Source organism: Avrilella dinanensis (assembly GCF_002807015.1).
In the GTDB taxonomy this organism is placed as follows: Bacteria; Bacteroidota; Bacteroidia; order Flavobacteriales; family Flavobacteriaceae; genus Flavobacterium; species Flavobacterium dinanensis.
Map to the genome: position 1 here is coordinate 2,003,526 of NZ_NIPO01000001.1, position 26,958 is coordinate 2,030,483.

The window sequence follows — 26,958 nt, forward strand, 5'->3', positions numbered from 1 at the left end:
TAGTTAAATAATTTAAAGGTTGAATACTCGTAAGGGAAGGGTATTCAACCTTTATCACTTCATGTAATATGACTAAATCCAACAGAAAAAAAAAGAAAAACAAATTTAAGAAATGGACAGCAAAACTTCATTTATGGTTAGGCTTGTCTATAGGTTTGATTATATTTATTGTGTCAATTACCGGAGCTGTTTATGCCTTTCAAGAAGAAATTACTAACCTTGTCCGAAAAGAGGTAATATACAATAAGGAAATAGATATAGATAATAAAAAAACACTGCCTTTAAAAGTACTTGAGCAAAAAGTAAATGAATATGCTAAGGTTGATTACCCAGTACATTGGGTAAACGTTCCTATGAATAAAAATATGAACTACGTATTTTATTATTACGAACGCAATCCGGATACTTGGAATTATTTTGATGAATTTGTGATTTATCAATCCGTATATATCAATCCTTTTACAGGAGAAATTGTTGGAAGTTTTGATGAGAAAAATAGCTTTTTCAATATTATAAAATTTGTTCATTGGAGTTTGTTATTTCAATCTGACTGGGGAAAGTATATTACCGGAATACCGACTTTGATTTTTGTAATTATGCTCATCACAGGAATTATTCTTTGGTGGCCAAAAAACAAAAAATCACGTAAACAACGATTTTGGTTCCAGTGGAAAAATATAAAAAATTGGAAACGAAAAAATTATGACTTGCATAGTATTTTAGGTTTTTATTCTTCATTTATTGCTATTATTGCTGCTATTACAGGGTTGTTTTATAGCTTTTTCTTTATGCAAGCATTAATTTACTTCGTGTTTTCAGGGTTTAAAACAGAATATCCTGATTTTTCTAAATATCACGTTGAATATAATGCACAGGAAAGAGTAGATGATAGACTTGAAAAAATGTCAAAAAAAGTAGAAGAATTATACCCTGAAGCCTATGGATATGCCCTTGATTTTGGTCATGAACATATAGATGAGCATGAACATCCTTATTTCTCCGTATTTGTAAAACAATTAAGCTATTCATATCACATTAATCACGAGGTTATTTTTGATGAAAATACAGGAGAAATGCTGTACAACCATAATTACAACGATAAAAATTTAGGACAAAAAGCTGTAGCAGCAAATTATGATATCCACATTGGGGCGGTTTTAGGTATTTGGGGTAAAATAATTGCTTTTATTAGTAGTTTAGTCTGTGCTTCACTACCAATTACTGGTTTCTTGGTTTGGTGGGGAAGAAAAAATAAAAGAAAGTAAATAATCGAAAAATGGATTTTTTGAAGTGCATACATAACAAAAAGAAATAATTCTGCCCTACTAGAAACACGCATATAATCTTAATTGTAAAAATTATAGACTTTCAACTTTATTATTATATTTGTGAAAGAATAGATTAATATATAAGATATAGATGAAAATTTTAGAAGGAAAAACGGCAATTATTACCGGAGCTACACGAGGAATCGGTAAGGGAATAGCTTTGTTGTTTGCTCAGCACGGAGCAAATGTAGCGTTTACATACAGCTCGTCAGTAGAGGCAGCGACTCAGCTCGAAAATGATTTACAGCAGTTAGGTGTTAAAGCCAAAGGCTATCAATCTGATGCGGCAGATTTCGAACAAGCACAGAAATTTGTTGATGACGTGCTGGAATATTTCGGAAATATTGATGTTTTAATCAACAATGCCGGAATTACGAAAGACAACCTTTTGATGAGAATGGGCGAAGAAGATTTCGATAAAGTGATTGAAGTAAATCTGAAATCTGTTTTTAATATGACAAAAGCAGTACAACGCACTATGCTGAAAAACAGAAAAGGCTCGATTATTAACATGAGTTCGGTAGTGGGCGTGAAAGGAAATGCCGGACAGGCTAATTATGCGGCGTCCAAAGCCGGAGTTATCGGTTTCTCCAAATCGGTAGCGTTGGAATTAGGTTCGAGAAATATTCGTTGTAATGTAATCGCACCTGGTTTTATCGAAACTGAAATGACCGCAAAATTAGGCGAAGAAGTAATAAAAGGCTGGACAGATGCTATCCCGTTGAAACGTGGCGGCACACCAGAAGATGTAGCGAACGCATGTGTGTTTTTAGCTTCAGATATGTCGGCATATATTACCGGACAGGTAATCAATGTTGACGGCGGAATGCTTACTTAACTGAAAATAAAGAATAAGAAAACGTCTGGCGAAAGTCAGGCGTTTTTTTAGCGATTTCTGAAAACATTAAGAGCCTGTTTAATTTGTATTGTAAAAATGTTTATAGGTTATTTTTGTTTAAGAACAAGGCAAATTTTCAAAGGATAGCTCTGCTATCCTTTGAAAATTTAACGCGGTTATGACCAAAAAGAAGCATAAACAAATTATTAGATAAATTTTAAACAGGCTCTAAAAAAAAACATAAACCTTTAAATCCTTGAGTCATTTAATTTTAAACCTTTACCTTTGTTGCCAATCAGGATAAAAATCCTATTTAAAGACAGCAAAATGACAATAACAAAAAATCACGTAGTTACGTTGAACTACAAACTTCACACGGTTGAAGAAAACGGAGAAAAAGTATTTGTAGAAGAAACCACCAACGAAAATCCATTGACGTTTTTGCACGGAGCAGGAATGATGATTCCGAAATTCGAAGAAAATATTGACGGATTAGCCGAAGGAGAAAAAAAATCTTTTGTACTTTCTCCTGAAAATGCGTATGGAGAAAAAGACCCGAATGCTTTGGCACAATTGCCTTTAGATATGTTTCAGGAGTCAGGAATTCCGCCAGTTGGAGCGGCTTTGCCTTTGTCTGACAATAACGGAAATCAATTTCGTGCAACGGTGGCAGAAGTGACCGATACTGCAGTTGTTGCTGACCTGAACCACCCAATGGCAGGAAAAACACTGAACTTCGATATCGAAATTTTATCAACACGTCCGGCAACGGAAGAAGAATTGGCTCACGGACATGCTCACGGGGCAGACGGAACCGAAACACATTAATCTTATACGATTACTGATAGATGCCCGATGAAAGTCGGGCTTTTTTGTCTGAAATTTTTAGAGCCTATTTAAATATGAAAAAAATCAATGAGATATATGTGTTGTGAAAAAATAATCCTTAATTTAGTACCGAAATAGTAGTAGTTTTTTCATTTTTAAATGATTTTAAGTTATTGAACGAAGAAGACGCCAAAAAGGCGTCTTCTTTTTTTATAATTCTATATTCAAAAGCCGGGTAACTTCTTTGAAAATTTCTGAAGGCTGGGCAGAAAGTGTTATTTCTTCCAAACTTTTCGGGTGTGTAAATGTCAGTGAATGAGCGTGCAAAAGCATTGTTTTCATGCCGAATTTTTCCAGCCATAATTTATTTTGCTTATTACACCCATGCGGACGGTCGCCAATAATAGGATAAAGAATATGAGCCATGTGCTTACGAATTTGGTGCATTCTGCCTGTTATTGGTTCGGCTTCAACAAGGCTGTAACGGGAAGTGGAATGTTTTCCAAAAGGCAGATCAATTTCAGCACGTTGCACCGTTTTAATTTTGGTAACAGCATCTTGCAGAACGCCGTTGTCTTTTCGCAAAGCATAATCAATCGTTAGCTCATCGGGTGCGAATCCACGCACGATAGCCCAATATTTTTTCGTAATAGTTTTGTCGGTAAATTGCTGTGTCAGAGACTGATTAGTTGCTTTGTCCAAGGCGAATAACAAAACCCCTGATGTTTTTCTGTCTAACCGATGTGCCGGGTAAACGCGTTGTCCGATTTGGTCGCGAAGTAACTGTACGGCAAATTCGTCGGCATTTCGGGCAATAGAAGATTGATGAACCAGCAAACCGTGTGGTTTGTTGATGGCAACCAAATATTCGTCCTCATAGAGGATTTCTAAAGGCTTATTCATATCGCAAAGCCTCCACCGGGTCTAATTTTGACGCTTTAACGGCAGGATATAATCCGGAAACAATAGCCACAACAAAACAAGTGATTACTGCCGCGATGATAGCTACCCACGGAATAACAAACTCAAATCCGGCAAATTTCGTAAAGATATATCCGGTTAAAATCCCGAGTAGCATTCCGAGTAAACCACCCAGTTGGCTGATGATTAAAGTTTCTGTGAAAAACTGCCAGCGGATAGTGTTTTTGGTCGCTCCGAGAGATTTTCTGATACCGATTTCTTTGGTACGTTCGGTAACCGAAACCAGCATAATATTCATCAATGCAATAGACGAACCAAAAATGGTAATAACCCCGATTACCCATGCAATAATCGTCAAAGTCATGGTTTGATTTCGTAAACTATTGATGAGGTCGTCACTTCGGCTGATACCAAAATTATTGTCTTGTGCAGGGTTCAAACCTCTGATTCTACGCATGGTCAGTGTTGCCTGGTCAATAGCTGTATTCAGCATCTGTGGATTTTTAACCAGCGTTTTTATCTGATAATTGATATTTGCCTGAGAAAATAACCCGCGGGCAATTTGTATGGGAATAAAAACCCTAAAATCCTGATTGTTACCAAACAAAGAGCCTTTTTCTTTCAGTAGTCCGATGACTTCAAATTTCTTGCCCCGAACCGAAATCGTTTGCCCGATAGGGTCGATGTCTTTGAAAAGTCCTTTGGCAAAATCTGAACCCAAAACACAGGTTGAAGAATTATTCTGTATATCAAAATTATTAAAAACCCGACCTTTTTCTAATTCCAGTCCGCTGTTTTCAAAGAAAAAATCATCGACACCCAAAACGGTTGCCTCCGGGTCAGTTTTCCGGTTTTCTGATTTCACTTCCACACTCGATGCCGCCGTAAAAGATATGGAAGTTTGGGTATAAGGTAAATCCAGTTGTTGCTGATAAGCCACTGCTTGTTGATAGCTGATAACCGGATTGATTTTGGTATTGTCGGCGTCCCATTCCATGGAATAATCAAATCGGTCCATGTTGAAGGTATTGGCTCCCATTGAGGCAAAATTGCTCATCAACGAATGTTCCAAAGCACTTACAGCCGACAAAATCCCGACCAAAGCCCAAATCCCCGACGCGATGATAAATACTGTGAGTATCGTTCGCAGTAATTGTCCCCGAATGGCGGAAAGAGCTATCTTTGTGTTTTCTATAATCAGACGTAACATATATGTTTAGTAGAGAAAATGGGCAGATTGTTACATAGCCGTAAAAATATTTTATTCTGAAAAATTAAAATAAGATATTTGTAAAAAATAATAACCGAGATAAAAATGGCAAAGAAACCAAGCATTCCGAAAGGTACCAGAGATTTTTCTCCGAATGAAGTAGCGAAACGACAGTATATGATGAGTGTGATTCGGAAACATTTTGAGCGATTTGGTTTTCAGCCGATAGAAACACCTTCGTTTGAAAATGCAGACACTTTATTGGGTAAATACGGCGAAGAAGGAGACCGATTGATTTTTAAGATATTAAACTCAGGCGAAAAAGTCAAAAAAGCTGACTTGCAGGCTTTGGAAGAAGATAATTATGCAAAGTTTTCTAATTCGTTGTCCGAGAAAGCATTGCGTTATGATTTGACTGTGCCGTTTGCCCGTTATGTGGTGCAACACCAAAACGAAATTGATTTTCCGTTCAAGCGTTACCAGATGCAACCGGTTTGGCGTGCCGACCGTCCGCAGAAAGGGCGTTTCAGAGAATTCTGGCAATGTGATGCCGATGTAGTCGGTTCAAAATCATTGTGGCAAGAGGTGGAATTGGTACAATTGTACGATGCTGTTTTTTCTGATTTGGGCGTGAATGGCGTTACCATTAAAATCAATAACCGTAAAGTTTTATCGGGAATTGCTGAGGTTATTGGTGCTAAAGATAAGCTGATTGATTTTACAGTAGCGTTGGATAAATTAGACAAAATCGGTGCCGATGGTGTGCGGAAAGAAATGTTGGAAAAAGGAATTGCCGAATCTGCTATTGACAAGTTGCAACCACTTTTTGATTTGACTGGTAATTTTCAGGAAAAACTCGACGTGTTGAAACAATTATTGCAAGAATCGCAGGAAGGTATGCAAGGTATTGAAGAATTGTCTTTCGTTTCCAATCATATAGAAACAATCGGTTTGCAAACTGCACATTTAGATTTGGAAGTCACTTTGGCACGCGGACTCAACTATTACACCGGTTGTATTTTTGAAGTAGCTGCTCCCGAAGGTGTAAAAATGGGTTCTATTGGTGGTGGTGGTCGTTACGATGACCTTACCGGAATATTCGGGTTGAATAACGTTAGTGGAGTAGGTATATCATTTGGTTTAGACCGAATATATTTAGTGATGGAAGAACTTAATGTTTTTCCAGAAACCGTTTCCGTTAGTCCGAATGTACTTTTTCTGAATCTGGGCGAAAAAGAAACCGCTTATGCTTTGCCGATGATTACTGCCTTGCGTCGCAAGGGTGTTCGTGCGGATTTATATCCGGATAGTGCAAAAATGGGCAAGCAGTTCCAATATGCCGACAAAAAAGAAATTCCTTTTGTGGTACTGGCAGGAACGGCTGAAATAGAAAAAAATCTTTTTACCTTAAAAAATCTGCAGTCAGGCGAACAAAAAGAAGTCTCTGCGGACCAACTGATGAACGAATTGGTTGATTAAAAACATTAGAAGTTAATATACCACTATGACCTTAGACCATATTGACCCCAAAAAAAACATCATCATCAAAGGGGCGCATCTGCACAATCTCAAACATATTGATGTGGTTATCCCACGCAACAAATTGGTAGTAATTACCGGATTGTCGGGTTCGGGAAAATCCAGCTTGGCGTTCGATACTTTGTATGCCGAAGGACAACGAAGGTATGTGGAAAGTTTGTCGGCGTATGCCCGGCAGTTTCTCGGTCGGATTGATAAGCCCAAAGTCGAATACATCAAAGGAATTGCTCCGGCGGTGGCTATCGAGCAAAAAGTGAATACGAGCAATGCCCGCTCAACGGTAGGGACTTCTACAGAAATATACGATTACCTGAAATTGCTTTACGCACGTATCGGGCGGACTTTTTCTCCGGTGTCGGGCGAAGAAGTGAGAAAAGATACCGTTACCGATGTGATTGATTTTGTCAAAGAACAGGACGAAGGTAGCCGCTGGTTGTTGTTGTCGCCTTTGGCTGATGCGTCGGCAAAAAACATAGAACAGTTGTGTACCTTGCTTTTGGAACAGGGTTTTTCTCGTATGCAAGTAAATGAAAATACTTACCGCATCGATGAATATCTGGAACAAAAAGGTTGGAAAACAGACAAACTAGAGTCAGTATTTATCGTGATTGACCGAATTGTGGTGCGGCATGATGAGGATTTTTACAATCGCCTGGCAGATGCGGTTCAAATCGCTTTTTATGAAGGTAAAGGAAATTGTGTGATTCAAAATCATACCACCGGAAAACAATATGATTTCAGCAATCATTTTTCCCGTGATGGTATTGATTTTCCCGAACCGAATATCCATTTATTCAGCTTTAATAATCCGTACGGAGCTTGTCCGGTTTGTGATGGTTACGGCAATATGATTGGTATTGATGAAGATTTGGTAGTACCAAATACCGCTTTGTCGGTGTATGAAAATGCGATTTTTCCCTGGCGAGGCGAATCTATGAGCTGGTTCAGAGACCAGTTGGTTAATAATTCGCACAAGTTTGATTTTCCTGTACATAAGCCTTATTTTGAACTGAGTGACGAGCAAAAACAACTCATTTGGAAAGGAAATAAATATTTTACAGGACTCAATGATTTTTTTGCCGAGCTGGAAGAAAAAAGTTATAAAATCCAGAACAGAGTAATGTTGTCGCGTTATCGCGGTAAGACGAAATGCCGTAGTTGTGGCGGAAAAAGATTACGTAAAGAGGCGGAATATGTCAAAATAAATCAGCAGGCAATTACCGATTTGGTCGATTTGCCTTTGGACGAACTGGCATTGTTTTTTAAAAATATTCAACTCACCGATTTTGAGCAAAAAGTAGCAAAAAGACTTTTGTTGGAAATCAATAATCGCTTACAATTTCTGGCTGATGTTGGATTGAGTTATCTTACGCTCAACCGACGGTCGGCTACTTTGTCGGGCGGCGAATCACAACGGATTAATCTGGCAACGTCGTTAGGGAGTAGTTTGGTGGGGTCGATGTATATTCTGGACGAACCAAGTATCGGTCTGCACCCGAAAGATTCCGAAAAACTCATCGAAGTGCTGAAGAATTTACGGGATTTGGGTAACACCGTTATTGTTGTGGAACACGATGAAGATGTAATGAAAGCCGCAGACGAAATCATCGACATCGGCCCTGAAGCTGGTTATCTGGGAGGCGAATTGGTAGCTCAGGGAACGTATAGTGAAATACTGAAATCGGATTCTCTGACCGCTCAGTACCTGAATGAAAAACTAAAAATAGAAGTACCAACAAACCGGCGAAAAAGCAAGCATAAAATTTCTGTTAAAGGAGCGAGAGAAAATAATCTTAAAAATGTAGATGTCGATTTTCCGCTGGAATGTTTGACTGTGATTACCGGTGTGTCGGGTAGTGGAAAAAGTACGTTGGTTAAAAAGATACTTTACCCGGCATTACAAAAACATTTTACTGGTGTTTCCAATGAAAAAATAGGACAGCTGACTTCTTTTGGTGGTAATTTATCCGTGATTCAGAATGTGGAATACGTTGACCAAAACCCTATCGGTAAGAGTTCGCGGTCCAATCCGATTACTTATATCAAGGCTTACGATGACATACGCGATTTGTATGCCTCGCAGAAATTGAGCAAAATCCGGAATTACAAACCGAAACATTTTTCTTTTAATGTGGACGGCGGTCGTTGTGATGTTTGCAAAGGCGAAGGCGAGGTAACCATCGGAATGCAGTTTATGGCAGATGTACATTTGCCTTGTGAAGTTTGTCAGGGCAAACGCTTCAAAAAAGAAATTCTGGAAATAGAATACGAAGGTAAAAACATTGATGATATTCTGAATATGACCATTGATGAAGCCATGAATTTCTTTGAAGAACATCAGCAAACTAAAATTTCTCAAAAGATAAAATCTTTACAGGACGTTGGTTTGGGGTATATTAAACTGGGGCAAAGCTCATCAACCTTGTCGGGAGGGGAAGCTCAGCGTGTGAAACTGGCTACTTTTCTGGGTAAAGGAAGTAATAAGGAAAAAGTATTGTTTATTTTTGATGAACCTACCACCGGATTACATTTTCATGACATCAAAAAGCTGTTGATGTCGTTTGAGGCATTGATTGAAAACGGTCATTCGGTTATCGTAATAGAACATAACCTGGAATTAATCAAATGTGCCGACCATATTATTGATATCGGTCCCGAAGGTGGTAAACGGGGCGGCGAAATCATTGCTGTCGGAACTCCGGAAGATATTGTGAAAAACAGAAAATCAGTAACCGGGAAATATCTTAAAGACAAACTGAAGTGAAAATTAACTGCAAAGTTAACTAACCACAAAGGCACAGAGAACACAAAGAAATCTCTCTGTGTACTTTGTGTCTTTGTGGTTCAAAAAACAAATTTGCTATGATTGAAAACGAGATTTCCCGCCAAATAATCGGAGCTGCGATAGAAGTCCATAAGCAATTAGGTCCCGGTTTGTTGGAAAGTAGTTATGAAGCCTGTTTGGCATATGAGCTCAGGCAATTGGGATTGGAAGTGAAAACACAAGTCGCTTTACCTGTAATCTACAAAGATGTAAAATTAGATGTTGGTATAGAATTGACCTGATAGTTGAAAATAAGGTTATCATTGAAGTAAAAGCCGTCGAAAGTCTTGCTGATATTCATACAGCTCAACTTCTGAAATATCTTAAGTTGACAAATTTGAAACTTGGATTACTCATTAATTTCAACCATGTTAGGGTAGCCAGTGGTGTAAAGAGAATTTTGAATGGATATTTGTAGATAAAAGGCGTTAAAATAACCACAAAGATACAAAGCACACGAAGAAATCCCTCTGTGTGCTTTGTGTCTTTGTGGTTCAAAAAAACCTTTGTGGTTTATAGATAAAAGAACTTTTTACAAAAGTCCGTCCAGATGTCTGCCTAATTTAACCAAATCAGCATCTTTGTCTAAATCAATGCGGTTGTCTTTGATATAATCTTTAAGGTTGTTCTGAATGCTTTTATCAAACATTTTGATAAATCGGTTGGTTCTTGTTGAGAATTCCTGTGTTTTACCGTTTATCGTCATAAAACGTTTGTCGCTATCTCTTTTGTATTCCGGTTGGCTAGACGATTCATAGCTGTTTGTAGCTGTTTTCCCCGGTTTCAAAATCACTTTTTCCAATGTTTGGAATGCAATTTTTTCTCCTTCAAAAACTACTTTCATATATTCCGTATGTTCGGTATCGTTGTCGGTATATTTATAGAGTTTATAAGTAACCGAATTTGAGCCTACAAATTCAACAACAGTATTTACGTCTTTAGTCAGGTGGTATATTTCGCCGTCTTTGTCATATTCCATAATCCCGAGGTACGGATTAAAACGGATTCTAAATAAATCAGTACCTTCGTTCACGCGTGCAGACAAAAAACGGTCGTTGATGTACTGTGAGCCGGCAGTAACTTCGGGAGAATCGTCTCTTTTGGAAAAAGTAAGCATATCGCCACCTCTTTGCATCACTACCTGAGCGGTTGCCTCATCTGTTGCGATAAAACCAAGTATGGCGAATGTTAAAATTAATCTTTTCATAATAATTGTTCTTTACTTTAAAAATTTAGAGGGGCTAATATATAAAATTAATATACCATTATATACTATCAAACTGTTAAAAGGAATTTGTTGTAGCGTTATCCGTTCATGGCATCTACCACAATTCCGTTGTCATTCAACATTTGACGGAGCATATTTTCAATACCGTTTTTCAATGTAAAAGTAGAAGAAGGACAACCGCTGCATGCACCTTGCAAAATAACTTTAACCTGTTTCGTTTCCGGATTAAAACCTTGAAAAGCGATATTTCCACCATCGCCCGCCACTGCCGGTTTGATATATTCTTCAATAATATTAACGATTTGCTGCGAGGTAGTGTCCAATGACTCGAAATGAGCTTCCTTAGTTTCTTCCTGCATTTCGTTCGGTATTTTGGATTCATCAACGATGCTTCCACCATTTTCTATATACTCCTTAATAAAAGAGCGGACTTCCATCACGATATCATTCCAGTCAAAACTTTCGTATTTAGTGATAGAAATATAGTTTTCGTCGATAAATACTTCTTTAACAAAAGGAAAATTAAACAAGGCTTTAGCGATGTCTGACGAAACAGTTTCGTCAATGTTTTTGTACTCCAGCGTATTTTTGCTGAGTAACTTGTTCGCAACAAATTTCATTACACCCGGATTCGGTGTTGATTCGGCATAAACACTCACTGGCGATTTTTTCGTGTTTGCATCATCTGTGTCAATCAAAACTTTTCCGCCGTTTTTGATGAAATTCTCGATTTCTGTCTTAACTTCGTGCTGTACATCGGACCATTCAACGATAGAAAAACGTTCGATAGCGACAAAATTCCCGGAAATGTACACCGTTTTGACGAACGGAAGATAAAATAATCGTTGTGCTAAAGGCGAATTTTTTGCTTCGTCAATGTTTTTGAATTCATAATTCGTCCCATAGCTGATGAAATCTGGGAATTCGAACTTTACAACACTCGGATTCTGAGTGGGTTTTATAGTGACTGTAAACATTTTTTTTATTTTTTTTCAAAATTAACAAAGAAATATCGTTTGATTATTTATATTTGAAATTTAAACGTAAAATTAACATTTGGATGGTCTTTGTTAAAGGCTGTAAATATGTATAAAATATGATGAGATTTAAACATTTTTTCAGGTTAGTTGTAATACCTTTTTTATTGTTGAGTTATAGTGTAACGATGCAGGCACAGTGCGACCCACCGGTGGGCAATGCAAATCAAACATTGGTTGTGACCTATACACTTGCCGACCTTGAAGTAGAAGGAAATAATCTGACTTGGTATGCAGAGCCAAGTTTGGCCACTGAATTGGCAGAAGATACTGAAGCGGTAAACGGAGTAACCTATTATGTGACGCAAACCACCAGTGCATGTGAGAGTGCTCCTTTGGCAATCACAGTAACTTTGGATTATCCGGCAATTATGGTTTCTACAACACAATATACGGTAGAAGAATTAGTGGAAGATGTGTTGATTGATTCACCTTGTGCTTTTGTGGATAATATAACTTGGAGTACTGGTGTCAATTTCGGTGGACCTAATGGTATAGCTTATTTTGAAAATACGAATCCACTTTTTCCTATGGAAAGTGGGATTGTCCTTTCTACTGGAGATGTAAATAGTGCTCCAGGACCTAAACAAGGAGCTAATGGTACTCAGCATGGAGGTGCACCTGGGTGGGTTGGGGATGATGAATTACAAAACTATATGAATGGAATTGCTCCGCCATCGAATTATCATAATGCCACCATAATAGAATTTGATTTTAGGGCAAATTCTCCAGAGATGAGTTTTAACTTCTTGTTTGCGTCTGAAGAGTATGGAACCCATCAATGTAATTTTTCAGATGCGTTTGCTTTCTTTTTAACGAATACAGAAACGGGTATTACTACTAATTTAGCTCTTGTACCAGGGACAGACGATCCTATTTCAGTAACAACCATTAGAGACGGACAATGGAATGGCGGTTTTAATGGAGTATGTGGCGATGGAAATCCTCCGTCTATGAATGAAGAGTATTTTGGAGTCTATAATGCGGAAAATGCAACTACCCAGGCTCAGGCTGCTATTAACTTTCAGGGACAAACAGTTAAAATGACGGCGTCTTCTGAAGTTGAGGCGAATGTGATTTATCATATTAAATTGGTAATAGCGGATAGAGGAGACCAATCTTTTGACTCTGCCATTTTTATTGAAGGTGGAAGTTTCGATATCGGTGCACCAGATCTTGGTGGGGATAAATTAATTGTTGATGAGTCAGCTCTTTGTAGTGATGAGCCTTATGTGTTAGATACACAACTAAGTGCTGATGATTATGTTTTTCACTGGTTCAGAGATGGGTTGCCTATTCCTGGAGAAAATGGTCCTTCGTTAGAAGTGACCGAGTCCGGTACTTATTCGGTAGATATCGTACCTATAGGTGTTGGTTGTAACGAAAACCCAGAACCGGTAACTATTGAGATTTACAATTCGATAGTAGAAAATTTCCCGCCGGCTAATTTAAGGGAATGTAGGTCAGCAGGAGATGTTACTTTCTTTAATCTGGTGTATGCCATGGAAGGGGTAAATAATAACCCTAATGTAGATACGACTTATTACTTGTCTGAAGAAGATGCAGAAAATCAGGAAAATGCCATAGCGGATCCTTACCAATACGAACTGGCTAACAGTACTACCCAGCCTGTTACGATATGGGTAAGATTGCAAAGTACAGAAAACCCTTGTTATAAATTGACACACTTTGAAATCTCATTTAAAAACTGTGATTTTGAACTCAATCCACTACCAGATTTGATTATTTGTGGAGAAGGAGATACCGGAGTATTTGATTTTTCTCATTATACCAATTTAGTATATAATGGTAATTTAGGTTATACAGTAACTTATTATACTTCGGAAGAAGACGCGGAAGATGCAGTAAATGCAATTCCGGAAGCAGATATTAGTGCTTATGATGGTACACATGAAGATGTTATCTGGGTAAGAGTGCAAGATGATACCAATCCTGATTATTATCAGATAACGAGCTTCACCCTCCGGGTGCATGCCAACCCTGTCATCAACCCATTACAACAGCCATTGTATGGTTGTGAGGTAATAGGTACAGGCGGATCAGGGGAGTTTGATTTAAGTCTGAACATTGGTAATATTACGATGAACGAGCCGTATATAGAGGTAGAATATTACTTAACCGAAGCAGCGGCGGAGTTAGGCGATTCAAGTGTAGCCTTACCGACGGTTTATACAGGACCAAGTGGTACGATATACGCACGTGTGATAAACACACAAACAGGCTGTTATACAGTAACCGAGCAAGAGTTGATAGTAAGACCNGGAGATTGTTCTAAAAGGGCATAAAAAGTCCTCTGAAGCGTGTCTTTGGAATAACCACTATCTCTGGAAAGTGTTTTGTAGGTTTGTCTTTCAAGTACCCATTTTTTGAACCAAATAAAACGATTTTTGATTTTCTGTTCAGGTCGATTATTAGTAAACAATAAACCACAATTTTTACACTTAAACCGTTGTTTATTATTCTGCTTTCCCCAGCCAATTACATCTAAACTTTTACAAGACCAACATCGCTTTTTTTGCCATTTTTAAGACAAAGAAAAAGTTTTATGAAACACGTTTCATAAAACTTTTACCCAGCCCTTTATTCATAAGACTTACAAAGGTTTTTACCAACTATTTTTCAGTATTATGCCTAAATTTTAAACAGGCTCTTAATTCAACGTCAATGCACCGAGAATTTCTTCGGACATAAAAGGTCCACCCGGATATTTGGCTGTATAATCCAGATTCAACCAGACATTTCCGCGTTCGTCAATATGATAATGAATTTCTTTTCCTTTGCTTTCTTCGACAAAAAGTACTTCTTTGATTAAGTATATAGCCATTTCTAAATCTGCCCTGCTGCCAATCAGCATTTCCGGATACATGTGTGCTTTGGTGTGAATCAACCTTGGTGTGCCTCCCACCGCTCTGATTCCCGCCGCCATCAATATGGCGTGGTCATCGCAATCGCCTGAAAAATGCTGTAACGATTCGGAAGCTGTGGCGATATATTCCCGACTTTTCGGGTCATTCACATAATTCCATTTACTTTGTATTTCCTTGAAAACAGCAAAACACTGAATCAGCTGCCGGTGTTCCCGGAAACCTTTCACGTCCCTGAAATGTTTGGTCGTCGCTTTTAAGGCAAAATTACGTACTTCGGGCTTGTCATATTCTATCGCTCTAAGCACTTTGGATTTATTCGGAAAAGGTAATAATTTGGAAATGATAATATCCTGCGGATTTGGGTTTTCGCTCATTCCATATATCATCGAACGATAATCTTCATAAACAGCGTTGAAACCATAGCCCTGAAAAAGTGTTCCCCATATCAGAAAAATCAAATAACAGATTAAGGCAAATAAAACATATTTTTTCAGTGACATCAGCAAAATTTGCATGATAACGATAATAGCCAGAAACAGCAAAATCCTGTCCAAATGAAAAGGCCATTCGGGGTCTATCAGATTTTGATGAAGAATAATAAAAACCGGAACCAATATCAGCATGTTCAGCACAAAAATAACAATGTTGTCCCAAGGTTTAGGAATACTAAATCGGGAAACAGGGTTCAGATTTTTTTTTGTACCGGCTTGTTTTTCCATTCGGAATTATGCGATTACATCTTCGTATTTCAGCGGTTGTTCAATAATTTTATACTTCTGCAAATCGGAAACTGTTTGTTGAAAAACCTTTTCGCTCATCTGTTGTTGAGACCATCGGGTAACGCTCAGCCATTCTTGCACATTTTCCGGTTTTTGTCCGAAAACCTCACTGATTGTTCTGTCAATACTCGGAATAATCCTGAATTCAGCGGTTGTTGTATTGATAATTTCCAACAAACTTTCAATAAGCGGTTTGTTGCTCTGCACAAAATCACGGTGTCCCACCAAAACAAAACTCTGCCATGGTGTCGGACATACGCCTACTCTGCGGAATATTCCTTTATCCACAATGGGTTGAGTCATAAATCTGTCCCACATGAAATAATCTGCTACATCATTTTGTAAAGCTTCAATAGCTCCTTCCAGTGTGTGAATTACTTCAAAATCTACTTCGTCTTCCGACCAGCCTTGCTGACCGGCATTGACCAAAGCCATCAAGTGAGAACCCGAGCCATAACGGCTGATTGCCGCTTTTTTTCCGCGTAAATCGTCCACAGTTTGGTAAGGCGAATGATGAGCAACGAAAATTCCCCATTGCAAAGGCGAACTAACATATTCCTGCACCAGCAAAGTCGGGTTGCCCAGCGAAATATCTTTCAAAATTCCTTCGGTTAATATAATTGCCAGGTCAGTTTCTTTATCTCTGAGCATTTGGCACATTTTCCCTGTTCCTTCGGGAATATCTGTCCATTCCAGGTCAATGCCTGCCTGAGCAAAATCGCCCGATTCAATACACATTTTCCAAGGGTAATTAAAATGCTCAGGAACGCCAATAATCTTTACTTTTTTCATCGTTTAACCTCCTACTCTTTTTACTTGATAACCTTTGTTTTTCATATAATTCATAATCTTATCCCGAAAATTACCCTGAATGATAATTTCACCGTCTTTGACTGAGCCTCCAACTCCGCACAACGTTTTTAAATCTTTGGACAACGTTTTCAAATCGTCACTGTTTCCAACAAATCCTTTGATGATTGTTACTACTTTCCCACCCCGGTTTTTCTTATCGAGATGTGCTTCCAGCCGTTGTTCTTCGGGCGAAAGTGTTTCTTCTGTTTCGGGTTCGTTGTTTAAATCAAAATCGTCGTTGGTAGAATAAACGAATCCTCCCAAATCTTCCAAACTGTTTAATTTCTTTGCCATAAATGATATTCTTTTAATCCGTCTATGGGTTTTTGTACAAATTTTCCTGCCTGCAAATTATATTTATTCAATGATGATTTAAAAAAATCTTGCAACAAATATGCCACCGACCCCACAAAATGTACCGGAACACGGCGACTTTCTTCAAATTGTAAAATATAATTTTCCATGAAAAAATCGACGGTATTTTCAATAATCCGACGCATAAAATCATGCGATTGATTTTCTATCAGAAAAGGTAGAAATCCTGCCAGAAAAGCATTCGGATTTTCTTTTTTATAAAAATGATTTTTGAGCGTGTCTGCATCTAAATCATATTGATTTTCGAAAATAATCCGTAAATCTTCAGGCATTTTCCTGAAATAATAAGAACGAATCAGCTGTTTGCCAAAATCACTTCCGCTGCAATCGTCCATAGCGATATAGCCCAGCGAATTGACTTTCTGAATTAATTTTTCTCCATCAAAATAGGAACAATTCGACCCTGTACCATTGATGCACACAATTGCCGGATTACCTTGCGTGGTGGCGTAAACTGCGGCATAAGTATCTTCCCGGACATCTATTTTTTTCAAATTCGGGAAAACCGCAGCCAAAGCAGTTTTCATATAATCGACAGAGCGTGGTGTGCCACAGCCAGAACCGTAAAAATACAATTCCTCCACCTGATTTTTTATGGCTTCGATTTGAGCAGATTGCCTCATTCTTTTTAGTAAATCCTCATGACTGAGTACTTCGGGATTCAATCCTAATGTGCTCGTGAGTTCGCAATCTGTTTCAGACTTCATGATTATCCAATCGGCTTTGGTCGAACCGCTGTCCACAACTACTTTCATCAGCCTATTTTATTACAGAAATAAACTGTTAAATCTAATAATTTGGCGGCATAGCCATATTCGTTATCATACCACCCTACTATTTTGAAAAATGTGTCGTTCAGTGCAATTCCTGCCTCGGCATCAATGATAGAAACTCGGGTATCAGATACAAAATCCTGAGACACAACAGCTTCGTCAGTAAAGCCCATAATGCCTTTCAGTTCATTTTCTGAAGCTGTTTTAAAGGTTTGCATAATATGCTCGTAAGTAGTTGGTTTTTCTAATTTTACGGTCAAATCTACTGCGGAAACATTCAGTACCGGCACACGAAACGCCATACCTGTCAATTTGCCTTCCAGTTCCGGAATTACTTTCCCTACGGCTTTCGCAGCTCCTGTAGATGCTGGAATGATATTTTGCATCGATGCTCTTCCGCCTCTGTAATCTTTTTTTGACGCACCGTCAACAACTGCTTGCGAAGCTGTAACTGCGTGAACAGTTGTCATCAAACCTTCTTTGATTCCATAAGTATCATTCAGAACTTTTACCATCGGTGCCAGACAATTGGTCGTACAAGATGCGTTGGAAATCATGTTTTCGTCAGCCGACATTTGCTCGTGATTAACCCCCATTACGTACATTGGGATATCACTCGTCGGAGAAGAAATCACTACTTTTTTTCCTCCGGCATCAATGTGAGCCTGAACAGTTTCCCTGGATTTGAATATACCTGTACAATCCACTACGGCATCTACTCCCACTTCGTTCCATCTCAGCTTTGACGGGTCTTTTTCTGCGGTTACCCGAATTGTTTTTCCATTGATAATCAATTTATTGCCTAAAATATTTACTTCGTGGTTCCATTTACCGTGAACAGAATCGTATCGCAATAAATAAGCCAATTGCTCAATATCCATTAAATCATTGACAGCAACAACTTCTATATCATTTCTCTCTATCGTTTCTCTGAATGCCAGTCTGCCTATGCGTCCGAAACCATTTATTCCTATTTTTATCTTTTTCATATTGATTAATTAAATTGATAGTATATCTGAAATTCTGATTAATTCTTCATCAATAGCTGATGAGCCTTTGATGGCTTTTTCGAGCGGAACGGTTACCACTTGCTGATTTTGTAATCCAACCATTACTCCTTCTTTGTTTTGTAATAGTAATTCTACCGCTTTTACGCCTAAACGGCTTGCCAGAACTCTGTCAAAACAAGTAGGAGAACCGCCTCTTTGCAAATGTCCGAGGACGGAAACCCGTACATCATATTCAGGTAAATTTTCCTGTACATATTCGCTTAATTCAAATACGTTTTTTCCAATTTTATCACCTTCTGATACCAATACAATACATGATGATTTTCCTGATGCTTTACTTCGTTTCAGTTTTTCCAGTAATTTAGGCAATCCAATGTCTTCTTCCGGAATAAGAATTTCTTCTGCTCCTGCTCCGATACCGGCGTTCAATGCGATATGTCCGGCATCTCTGCCCATTACTTCTACAAAAAACATTCGTTTGTGCGAAGTAGCCGTATCCCGGATTTTATCCACGACTTCAATCACTGTGTTTAATGCGGTGTCAAAACCAATGGTGTGTGACGTTCCGTAAATATCGTTGTCAATGGTTCCCGGAACACCGATTACAGGAAAGTTAAACTCACGAGAAAACCGATAGGCTCCGGTAAAGCTACCGTCGCCACCAATTACAATCAGTGCCTGAATGCCTTGTTTTTGAATTTGCTCAAAAGCTTTTTTTCGTCCTTCTTCCGACATAAAATCTTTAGACCGGGCGGTTTTCAACATGGTTCCGCCTTTACTGATAGTGTATTTCACATCTCTCGGTCCGAGTTCTTTGAAATCACCTTCTATCAGTCCTTGAAAACCTCGGTAAACCCCGAAACAAGCTACCTCATAAAAGGCACAAGCCCGTACAACTGCTCTGATAGCCGCATTCATTCCGGGGGAATCGCCTCCGGAAGTAAGCACCGCAATTTTGGTAATAGTTTGGTTCTTCATAGCCTAATTTTCTGTCTGATAAAGCGTGTTTTGATTCTGTTCTTCAAAACGATTTTCTGAATATTTTGTCTGTTCTACTGTATCGTTTTGCACTGGCAATTGCTCTTGTTTTTTCTTTTCCTCCTCTTCCAAACGCTCGCGTTCTCTTCTTGCTCTTTCTTCAGATTTAAGGAATATTTTTTGCCACAATTCTCTGAATGTGTTAAAATCTACCTCGTAAGCCAAACCAACTCCTTGGGTATAACCGATCCCTTCTCCGAGATAAGTAATATTGTTTTCCCGGTTGAAAACCTGTGCCCGGAGCGAGCCGTCTTCATTCAGTAAAAACTGTATTTCCACATCGCCCACAATGGCATTGTCTTCACCACCGACCGGAACCCCTAATTTACCATTAAACACCACTCTATCACTCAAATTGGTAGATACATTTACTCCTACCCTTGCCGATTCACTGTCTGATTCTGAATATGGATTTCTCTCTCTCTGTGTATAATTAAACCCAACCTTAACTTTACTATCTTCATCGGAAAACATATCGCCAACCATATTTCCGGCACGTTCGAAAAAACTTCCGTATGCAGCTGTTCCCGCATTTTCAGCATCAATAAAATTACCTGTTGCCAGTAATGCCATCGCTTGTGCGTTGCGTAAATCATTATCAGCCAATGTATATTCAATTTCTGATTTTATGGTGGAACTCACGTTCGGGAAATCTATCAGAAAATCAAAATTCGGACTGGTCAAATTTCCTGTTAAAACCAACGTAACATCGGTATCAATCTTTCTGTTAATCATAGAACTTTCTACTATCACGCCCGGATTCGCCTGTGTGTGATAAACTGCTTCCAAATTGAGTACAGCATTCATCGGATCACCGTCCCACACAATAGTTCCGCCTCTTTTTACATTTAACTTTTTGTCAATAATTACATTAAACTTATAGTTATATTCTCCTTCCTGTATGGTATAATTTCCCCACATATTGAACCTTCCGAGTGTATTAATCGCCATTTTAATATAACCGGAACCTTTGCCTTTCATTCCGTGTCCGGTTGCCTGGTCGATAATCACTTCTACTTCAGCATCGGGTGTGATGACCAAATCAAAATCAAGCTGAATACCACCGTTTTGTACGTTTTCTACTGACTCGAAAATACCTTGCTCACGCAGTTTTTTTTCTTCTTCGGTAAGAAAATGAATAAAATTATTATCACCTACACCACCGGTTTCATCTAATGGAATTTTGATTTTCGTACCCGGTTTTGACCTTGCCTGCACAGCGATATTCATAGTTTCTGCCGGACCTTTGAGTGTTGCTGTTCCATCAATAAATGCCGTTCCGTAATAAGGAACTTCTTCCTGGGGTTCTAAATCTAAAACCATCAGATTATCGGAATTTATGGATAAATCCAATGCCCAGTTCTGAAAATTATGATGAGATATGCTTCCGTTGATGATTCCTTCCGTTTTATTTTTGGTGTCAATCAGCTTTTGCTGGTTAAGCGTAAAACTTTTTTCTGTGATATGCAGTTCTGTTTGGGGTTCAAAACCATAATCTACTCCGGTAAAAACCGGTCGCATACCGGCATCGTTCAAATAAAGCGTTCCGTCCACTTTCGGATTTTTATGACTACCTCCGACCTGCAGCACTCCACTGGCATTACCTCTCAAATCTGAAAAAATGGATTGTAAAAACGGAGCGAGAACTTTCATGTCAAATTCGTCCAACCCGACTTCGGCATTTAATCGGCTGTTTTCATTTAAGAGTTTTAGTTTTCCGTCTATGTAAAACACCTTTTTACGATCGTTAGTAATAGTAGATTGAATATCAAAATCTTCCAACGTTTCACTACCCTGAACAGCTAGATTAAATTCGCCCAAATCTACATCGTTTATTGCTAAATTGGTAATATGTATGTCTGTACTCGGGTCAAAAACTTCTTTATCCTGATGCAGCTTTGCTTCTCCGTTAATCAATCCTTTGAAAGACAAACCTTCCAAGGCAGGTGTAATTTTGTTCAAATCAACCTCATCGAATGTAAGCAGGAAGTCTTTGTAATCATCGCCTTTCAGACCTCCGTCAAGCACTACCTTTTGCCCTTCATGTGAAAGCGTCAGATTATGGACTTCAAAATCATTAATTTCTTTGTTGAAGACCACTTTGTTTTCTTCATTTTCCTCTTCGTTGATATACCACATAAATTGTTTGAAATTCACTTCAGACTTATTGAAACCAACGATTGAGCGGTTTTCTTCATCAATGGTATAGTATAAATTGAGGTTGTAAAAATCTTCTTTTTCGTTGCCCCCGACAAATTCTGTACGGGCAAATAAGGTATCGTTTTGCGTTACATTAATAAAGTTAAAATCAGTAATATTATAGCTTTTAAGACTGATGGAGTCAATCGCAATATAGGTATTGTAAAGCGGGTTTTGGTTATCAACCTGCAAATCGATATTTGCCAATCTGTTGCCGGAAACATTCACAAAAGGCGTGGTAAAATTGAGCTTAAAATCTCCTTCATCAGCATTGATTTTTCCTTCGATTTGTGTTTCTTCACTGATTTCTACCTGCGGGGCAAAAAGGTTTACAATTTTATCATTGATAACAAAATTAAAATCTACATATTGGTTTTCTTCCAGTTCGACCGGGGAATAATTGGTATATAAACTTCCCAAAGCATTTTCTACAATGCTCGCCAACTGATTGACCTTAAACCGTCCGTTGATATAACCTTCTGCAATATCCTCAGATTTAAAAGAAATCAACCGTGTTTCATCTTCCAGGAATCGTGCATCTGCCTCAAAATTAGCAAATTCGTAGGTGTCATGTGTATTTGTGTAAACAGCATTTTCCAATAAAGCTGTTCCTTCAAAATCATCAATATTGGTTCCTTTGGCATTGACCTGCAACTGTCCTTTGAAATTACTGATACTGTCTTTAACGAATCCTAAAGCCTTGAGGTTAAGACTTTCTATATTTGCCACGAAATTATATTCATTAGGTTTGGACGTAAAATCTATTTCTCCATCAAAATCTAATTGGGCATTTGGATCTTTACTACTCACAAAACCCTGATATTTAGGTAGTTTTAAATTTCCATCAACCAGAATGTTTCTATAAGTATAACCATTGAAGGTCAGGGCAAAAATCTGTCCGGTCAATATTGTTTGCAGTTTATCGGTATCAAAACTTTTTCCGTCCACAAATAAATCTATGGTTGTTTTTCCGAATTGCTTTTGCCCGGAAATCTGACCTAAATCAAAGTCATCAAGAATAATATTCCCGCGATAAGTAGCCTGGTCTTTTTGGTTAATTTTTGTCAGTTCAATGTTCGTTTCTGCATAGCCGATTTGCGACAAAGCCTTAATATCGGCACTGATGTCAAAGTTGGAATAAGTCAGGTTTCCGGACAAATCCAGCCAGCCCACCTTGCTGAATTCAGCAGGAAGTGCTTCTCCGAGAACCTCCGGAAGCAAAGCTGTTGCCCGCTCCCGATTGATATACAACCTGTCTAAACTTGTCGTAATTTTCAACTTATCGTTGCCTTGCAGAAGACTTTCAAACTTAAATTGTCCGATAATCTGAGAGCCTGCCTGGTCGCTTAAAATCGTGTTGGCAAGAACGAAATCGTTAAGCGTTCCTTTAGCAATCGTCTGTAAATACAATGTTTGGTCTGCACCCACACCATCGTAAAAATATCTGATATCATTGGACGATAATTTACTGGGTTTAATATCTAGCAACAGGTTCACTTCCTCAGTAAAATTTTTCAGTCCACCCTCTTCATAGGTCATATTTACTTGCCCTTTCAGCGTGGTTCCATCTGTATTAAGTAGCAGATTATTAAATTTCATATAGGTATTATCCATCGCAAAATCGGTGGAAGAATTTTCGAGCGACAATCCGCCGAAACCGACCAAATCCAATCCTCTTACTTTCGCCTCAATGTTTGAGCCTTTGATACGCAAACCTTCTACTTCCCCATTAATCCCCGTAAAATCAACCGATTCTGGATTCGGTTTGTTATAATCCTTTATACTGAAATTTCCGTTACTGACTTTAATATTGTCAATTTTCATCAGGAAATTTCCTTCGCCCTCCGAACCGTCATCAAAAACTGCAATAAATTTATCCAGGTTACTGATGGTATCGTTTTGATAAGTCGTAATATGAAAATCAAGATTGTTTACCTTCGTATTTCCAAAAAAGAGTTGTCCACCAACTAACGACCTCACGTCCAGAATGTTGGTTTGCAAATTATCGACTTTCATCAATATGCTATCCTGGTCATCTTTAACCCAGACATCGCCAAGCTTAACCGTCCCGCTCAGGTCGATAGACACCGTACTGATATTGGTTTTTATATCAAATTTCTCATTGATTTTACCGGTCGCAAAACGAGCCAGTGAAGTTTGCACCGAAGGTAACGACAAAGCAATAGCCAATCCTACTATCAGAATTAACAATAGCAGAAAGATATAAATTAGTGTTTTATATAATTTTTTGATAAGCCGATTATGTTTAAATTTGCGTTAGTTTTTATCCTGAATATAAAAGAAACAAAAATACATTTTTTCATTGATTTTCCCATAGGATTTAAGACTTATTTACAATATTATCAACTCCTTATTTTATGACAAAAAAACATTATCTGCTGGCGATTGAGAGTTCTTGTGACGACACAGGTGCTGCCGTTTTGTGCAATGACACGGTGTTGTCTAACGTAATTGCCGGGCAGGAAATACATGGTTTATATGGCGGAGTTGTTCCTGAACTGGCATCGCGGGCTCATCAGCAAAACATTGTTCCGGTGGTTGATATCGCACTAAAAAAAGCTAATATTTCCATTAATGATATTGATGCTATTGCCTACACGCAAGGTCCCGGACTGATGGGTAGTTTGCTTGTTGGCGGTGCATTTGCCAAGTCCTTGGCGATGGCTTTGCACGTACCTTTGATTCCGGTTAATCACATGCAGGCTCACATTCTGGCTCATTTTATTGATGATGCCGGAAATGAAAAACCTGAATTCCCGTTTTTGGCATTAACCATCAGCGGCGGACACACACAAATTGTCCGGGTTGATAATTATGATAATATGACTGTTTTGGGCGAAACCACCGATGATGCTGTCGGCGAGGCTTTTGACAAAACCGCAAAATTGCTCGGACTTGCCTATCCCGGCGGTCCGTTGATTGACAAATATGCCCAACAAGGCGAACCTATTTATCCGTTTACTAAACCAAAAGTTGATGGATTGAATTTCAGTTTCAGCGGATTGAAAACACAAATCATGTATTTTATACAAAAAGAGCTGCAGAAAAATCCTGAATTTGTAAACGAAAATATCCATAATATTTCTGCATCGGTACAAAAAATAATTATTGATATTTTGATAGATAAGATTGAAAAAGCTGTCAGAGAAACCGGTATCAAACAAGTCGCTATCGGCGGCGGCGTGTCGGCAAATTCGGGAATACGAAACGCTTTACTACAACAAGAAAAACAAAAAAACTGGAAAGTATTTATTCCTAAACTCGAATATACCACCGATAATGCCGCGATGATTGGTATTGTGGGGTATTTCAAATATATTCATCAATCTTTTGACACACATCAACCTTTGTCAAAAGCCCGATTATCTGTTTAATTATGCAATTATTTTATAACGCTGAACTCACTGACCAAAATCATTTCCGTTTCGACAAAAATGAAAGTACACATATTATTAAAGTTTTACGTAAAAAAAATGGAGATATATTACATATTACCAATGGGTTAGGATTTTTATTTGAAGCCGAAGTTATTCTTGATGATATCCGGAATTGCGAGGTAAAAATTATTAAAAAAACATTTTTTGAACCTTCTTCTTTCCAGACACATATTGCCATCGCTCCGACAAAAATGAATGACCGATTGGAATGGTTTGTTGAAAAAGCAGTGGAAATCGGTGTACATGAAATCACACCTATTATCTGCGACAACTCGGAACGTAAAGTATTGAAAACGGAACGAATACATAAAATTGCTGCTGCTGCCATGAAACAATCTCTACAATATTATCTGCCGAAAATTAACGAGCCGGTTTCTTACAAAGCATTTATGCAGCAAAATTTCGAAAGAACTAATTTATATATTGCTCATTGTGAAGAAGATAAAAACAAAAAACACTTATTTGATTTGGTTACCGAACATTCAAAAAACCTGATATTGATTGGTCCTGAAGGCGATTTTTCAGATAAAGAAATCACTTTAGCAAAGTCCGGAAACTTCCAGCCTGTTTCACTCGGACATAACCGTTTGCGAACCGAAACCGCGGCTTTGGTCGCCGTACATACTATCGCTTTAAAAAACGAAAGTTATGAGCGATAATATTTTAAGCGAAGAAGTACAGCGTTTTATTAATCAACATCTTAGTGAAGATGTAGCTCAACTGGCTTTACATCAAAATCCTTTTCCTGATGTGGATTGGCGATTGATTTTACAACAGATTCAATCCAAACAAAAATGCAGAGAAAAACTTCCCACATGGTTTGCTGCACCTATGATTTTATATCCGACAAAAATTTCTATTGAACAAAGTTCTTCCGAAATTTTGGCAAAGCATAAAAGTCAGTCCATTACCGGGGAAAAGTTAATTGACCTTACCGGAGGCTTTGGCATAGATGCTTTCTACTTTTCCAAGCAATTTGAGCAGGTTGTACATGTCGAAATTAATCCGGAATTATCTGAAATCGTCCGGCATAACAGCGTGTGTTTAGGAGCAAAAAACATTGACGTTTTCCAAGGTGATGGTTTGGAAATTTTACAGAATCTAAACAAACAGTTTGATTGGATATACATTGACCCCGCACGCAGAGATAATCAACAAAAAAAGGTTTTCCGTCTTGCTGATTGCACACCTGATGTAACCAATCTAATGGACGAATATTTCACATTCTCTGACCGGATTTTAATCAAAACCGCCCCACTGCTGGATATTTCACAAGGTATAAAAGAATTACAGTTTGTTGAAAAAATAGACATTGTTTCACTCAACAATGAAGTGCGGGAACTGCTTTGGTATCTCAACAAAAACCATAAAAGTGAACCAGAGCTGTTTGTGACAGATTATGATATTTCCGGAAATAAAAAAACAATGCAAATTCCTGTTAGTGACGACGAAAATGTCACATACAGCTTGCCGAAAAGTTTTTTGTATGAACCAATTTCCGGACTGTTGAAAAGCGGTTGCTTTAATTTTATCAGCAATAAATTTAAGGTAGAAAAATTGGATCGGCACACGCATTTATACACCAGTGATGAACCACAGGATTTTTGGGGAAGGCAATTCAAAATCATTAGTTGTGAGCCTTTTTCTAAAAAAGCGGTGCAATTCTGGGCAAATAAAAAAGCAAATATTAGCTGTCGTAACTTCCCGATGAAACCTGAAGAAATCAGGAAAAAATTTAAAATTAAAGACGGTGGCGAACAATATCTATTCTTTACCAGTGCAGAAAACGGGGCAAAAAAACTGATAATCGCTTGCGAGAAATTCAGCTGATTT

Annotated in this window: 20 protein-coding genes and 2 pseudogenes; 10 read left to right on the plus strand and 12 right to left on the minus strand. The window is 38.2% G+C overall.

Annotated elements, in window-relative coordinates; translation table 11 throughout:
• The first annotated feature begins 68 nt into the window (after positions 1–68).
• The 3 genes from CDL10_RS09715 to CDL10_RS11640 all read left to right on the plus strand — a co-directional run bounded on the left by CDL10_RS09715 (position 69) and on the right by CDL10_RS11640 (position 2,994).
• On the plus strand, positions 69–1,265 hold the full coding sequence (locus CDL10_RS09715; protein WP_100678342.1) for a PepSY-associated TM helix domain-containing protein: 1,197 nt from the start codon (positions 69–71) through the stop codon (positions 1,263–1,265).
• A 154-nt stretch (positions 1,266–1,419) separates the two neighbouring features.
• The gene (gene fabG / locus CDL10_RS09720; RefSeq protein ID WP_100678343.1) at positions 1,420–2,166 is read left to right on the plus strand and encodes a 3-oxoacyl-[acyl-carrier-protein] reductase; all 747 of its coding nucleotides are present in this window, start codon (positions 1,420–1,422) and stop codon (positions 2,164–2,166) included.
• Positions 2,167–2,493: 327 nt separating this feature from the next.
• Entirely contained in the window at positions 2,494–2,994 is a 501-nt protein-coding gene (locus CDL10_RS11640) for an FKBP-type peptidyl-prolyl cis-trans isomerase (protein ID WP_100678344.1), read from the plus strand.
• 210 nt (positions 2,995–3,204) lie between these two features.
• Here CDL10_RS11640 and CDL10_RS09730 read toward each other — a convergent pair whose 3' ends face one another.
• Positions 3,205–3,897, minus strand: a complete 693-nt coding sequence (locus tag CDL10_RS09730) for a pseudouridine synthase (RefSeq protein ID WP_100678345.1) — start codon at positions 3,895–3,897, stop codon at positions 3,205–3,207.
• On the minus strand, positions 3,890–5,125 hold the full coding sequence (locus CDL10_RS09735) for an ABC transporter permease (protein WP_100678346.1): 1,236 nt from the start codon (positions 5,123–5,125) through the stop codon (positions 3,890–3,892). The genes CDL10_RS09730 and CDL10_RS09735 overlap by 8 nt, the downstream gene beginning before the upstream one ends.
• A gap of 105 nt (positions 5,126–5,230) precedes the next feature.
• Here CDL10_RS09735 and hisS point away from each other — a divergent pair, with 105 nt between their 5' ends.
• From hisS to CDL10_RS11615, 3 genes and pseudogenes are all read left to right on the plus strand, one after another.
• Entirely contained in the window at positions 5,231–6,604 is a 1,374-nt protein-coding gene (gene hisS / locus CDL10_RS09740; RefSeq protein ID WP_100678347.1) for a histidine--tRNA ligase, read from the plus strand.
• 25 nt (positions 6,605–6,629) lie between these two features.
• Positions 6,630–9,428: an excinuclease ABC subunit UvrA gene (uvrA, locus tag CDL10_RS09745; RefSeq protein WP_100678348.1), complete on the plus strand. Its 2,799-nt coding sequence runs from the start codon at positions 6,630–6,632 to the stop codon at positions 9,426–9,428.
• Between the two features lie 98 nt (positions 9,429–9,526).
• Positions 9,527–9,906, plus strand: a pseudogene (locus CDL10_RS11615) (GxxExxY protein).
• A 114-nt stretch (positions 9,907–10,020) separates the two neighbouring features.
• Here the strand turns inward: CDL10_RS11615 and CDL10_RS09755 are convergent.
• Together CDL10_RS09755 and CDL10_RS09760 are read right to left on the minus strand one after the other, a co-directional pair.
• Positions 10,021–10,695 (minus strand): hypothetical protein, encoded by a 675-nt coding sequence (locus CDL10_RS09755; RefSeq protein ID WP_100678349.1) that lies wholly within the window; start codon positions 10,693–10,695, stop codon positions 10,021–10,023.
• Positions 10,696–10,793: 98 nt separating this feature from the next.
• Complete coding sequence (locus tag CDL10_RS09760; protein WP_100678350.1) at positions 10,794–11,693, minus strand: NifU family protein; 900 nt, start codon at positions 11,691–11,693, stop codon at positions 10,794–10,796.
• A 431-nt stretch (positions 11,694–12,124) separates the two neighbouring features.
• Here CDL10_RS09760 and CDL10_RS09765 point away from each other — a divergent pair, with 431 nt between their 5' ends.
• Positions 12,125–14,059, plus strand: coding sequence for a choice-of-anchor L domain-containing protein (locus CDL10_RS09765; protein ID WP_455423241.1), 1,935 nt, complete (start codon positions 12,125–12,127; stop codon positions 14,057–14,059).
• Here the strand turns inward: CDL10_RS09765 and CDL10_RS11645 are convergent.
• The 8 genes and pseudogenes from CDL10_RS11645 to CDL10_RS09800 form a co-directional block, all read right to left on the minus strand.
• Positions 13,999–14,271, minus strand: a pseudogene (locus CDL10_RS11645) (IS1/IS1595 family N-terminal zinc-binding domain-containing protein); the annotation flags it as partial. The gene CDL10_RS09765 and the pseudogene CDL10_RS11645 sit on opposite strands and share 61 nt — an antisense overlap.
• Positions 14,272–14,424: 153 nt before the next feature.
• Positions 14,425–15,360, minus strand: coding sequence for a transglutaminase domain-containing protein (locus CDL10_RS09770; protein ID WP_100678352.1), 936 nt, complete (start codon positions 15,358–15,360; stop codon positions 14,425–14,427).
• 6 nt (positions 15,361–15,366) lie between these two features.
• Positions 15,367–16,212, minus strand: a complete 846-nt coding sequence (locus tag CDL10_RS09775) for a substrate-binding domain-containing protein (protein WP_100678353.1) — start codon at positions 16,210–16,212, stop codon at positions 15,367–15,369.
• A gap of 3 nt (positions 16,213–16,215) precedes the next feature.
• Positions 16,216–16,566, minus strand: coding sequence for a translation initiation factor (locus tag CDL10_RS09780; protein ID WP_100678354.1), 351 nt, complete (start codon positions 16,564–16,566; stop codon positions 16,216–16,218).
• A complete protein-coding gene (locus tag CDL10_RS09785) occupies positions 16,551–17,402 on the minus strand; it encodes an N-acetylglucosamine kinase (protein ID WP_100678355.1) in 852 nt (283 codons plus the stop codon). Before CDL10_RS09785 ends, CDL10_RS09780 begins: the two co-directional genes overlap by 16 nt.
• Positions 17,402–18,409, minus strand: coding sequence for a type I glyceraldehyde-3-phosphate dehydrogenase (gap, locus tag CDL10_RS09790; protein ID WP_100678356.1), 1,008 nt, complete (start codon positions 18,407–18,409; stop codon positions 17,402–17,404). Before gap ends, CDL10_RS09785 begins: the two co-directional genes overlap by 1 nt.
• Before the next feature lie 9 nt (positions 18,410–18,418).
• Complete coding sequence (pfkA, locus tag CDL10_RS09795) at positions 18,419–19,408, minus strand: 6-phosphofructokinase (protein WP_100678358.1); 990 nt, start codon at positions 19,406–19,408, stop codon at positions 18,419–18,421.
• A gap of 3 nt (positions 19,409–19,411) precedes the next feature.
• Positions 19,412–23,878, minus strand: a complete 4,467-nt coding sequence (locus CDL10_RS09800; protein WP_100678359.1) for a translocation/assembly module TamB domain-containing protein — start codon at positions 23,876–23,878, stop codon at positions 19,412–19,414.
• 167 nt (positions 23,879–24,045) lie between these two features.
• Between CDL10_RS09800 and tsaD the strand changes: the two genes are divergently transcribed.
• The 3 genes from tsaD to CDL10_RS09815 are packed head-to-tail and all read left to right on the plus strand — an operon-like array spanning position 24,046 to position 26,955.
• Complete coding sequence (gene tsaD / locus CDL10_RS09805; RefSeq protein WP_100678360.1) at positions 24,046–25,062, plus strand: tRNA (adenosine(37)-N6)-threonylcarbamoyltransferase complex transferase subunit TsaD; 1,017 nt, start codon at positions 24,046–24,048, stop codon at positions 25,060–25,062.
• Between the two features lie 2 nt (positions 25,063–25,064).
• Positions 25,065–25,784 carry a 16S rRNA (uracil(1498)-N(3))-methyltransferase gene (locus CDL10_RS09810; protein WP_100678361.1) on the plus strand — a complete coding sequence of 240 codons (720 nt, stop codon included), beginning with the start codon at positions 25,065–25,067 and terminating at the stop codon, positions 25,782–25,784.
• Positions 25,774–26,955, plus strand: coding sequence for a class I SAM-dependent methyltransferase (locus CDL10_RS09815; protein ID WP_100678362.1), 1,182 nt, complete (start codon positions 25,774–25,776; stop codon positions 26,953–26,955). Before CDL10_RS09810 ends, CDL10_RS09815 begins: the two co-directional genes overlap by 11 nt.
• Positions 26,956–26,958 lie beyond the last annotated feature (3 nt).

Coding starts and splice junctions, on each gene's coding strand:
- CDL10_RS09715 (WP_100678342.1), top strand. CDS start 69: ATGACTAAATCCAACAGAAAAAAAAAGAAAAACAAATTTAAGAAATGG.
- fabG (WP_100678343.1), top strand. CDS start 1,420: ATGAAAATTTTAGAAGGAAAAACGGCAATTATTACCGGAGCTACACGA.
- CDL10_RS11640 (WP_100678344.1), top strand. CDS start 2,494: ATGACAATAACAAAAAATCACGTAGTTACGTTGAACTACAAACTTCAC.
- CDL10_RS09730 (WP_100678345.1), bottom strand. CDS start 3,897: ATGAATAAGCCTTTAGAAATCCTCTATGAGGACGAATATTTGGTTGCC.
- CDL10_RS09735 (WP_100678346.1), bottom strand. CDS start 5,125: ATGTTACGTCTGATTATAGAAAACACAAAGATAGCTCTTTCCGCCATT.
- hisS (WP_100678347.1), top strand. CDS start 5,231: ATGGCAAAGAAACCAAGCATTCCGAAAGGTACCAGAGATTTTTCTCCG.
- uvrA (WP_100678348.1), top strand. CDS start 6,630: ATGACCTTAGACCATATTGACCCCAAAAAAAACATCATCATCAAAGGG.
- CDL10_RS09755 (WP_100678349.1), bottom strand. CDS start 10,695: ATGAAAAGATTAATTTTAACATTCGCCATACTTGGTTTTATCGCAACA.
- CDL10_RS09760 (WP_100678350.1), bottom strand. CDS start 11,693: ATGTTTACAGTCACTATAAAACCCACTCAGAATCCGAGTGTTGTAAAG.
- CDL10_RS09770 (WP_100678352.1), bottom strand. CDS start 15,360: ATGGAAAAACAAGCCGGTACAAAAAAAAATCTGAACCCTGTTTCCCGA.
- CDL10_RS09775 (WP_100678353.1), bottom strand. CDS start 16,212: ATGAAAAAAGTAAAGATTATTGGCGTTCCTGAGCATTTTAATTACCCT.
- CDL10_RS09780 (WP_100678354.1), bottom strand. CDS start 16,566: ATGGCAAAGAAATTAAACAGTTTGGAAGATTTGGGAGGATTCGTTTAT.
- CDL10_RS09785 (WP_100678355.1), bottom strand. CDS start 17,402: ATGAAAGTAGTTGTGGACAGCGGTTCGACCAAAGCCGATTGGATAATC.
- gap (WP_100678356.1), bottom strand. CDS start 18,409: ATGAAAAAGATAAAAATAGGAATAAATGGTTTCGGACGCATAGGCAGA.
- pfkA (WP_100678358.1), bottom strand. CDS start 19,408: ATGAAGAACCAAACTATTACCAAAATTGCGGTGCTTACTTCCGGAGGC.
- tsaD (WP_100678360.1), top strand. CDS start 24,046: ATGACAAAAAAACATTATCTGCTGGCGATTGAGAGTTCTTGTGACGAC.
- CDL10_RS09810 (WP_100678361.1), top strand. CDS start 25,065: ATGCAATTATTTTATAACGCTGAACTCACTGACCAAAATCATTTCCGT.
- CDL10_RS09815 (WP_100678362.1), top strand. CDS start 25,774: ATGAGCGATAATATTTTAAGCGAAGAAGTACAGCGTTTTATTAATCAA.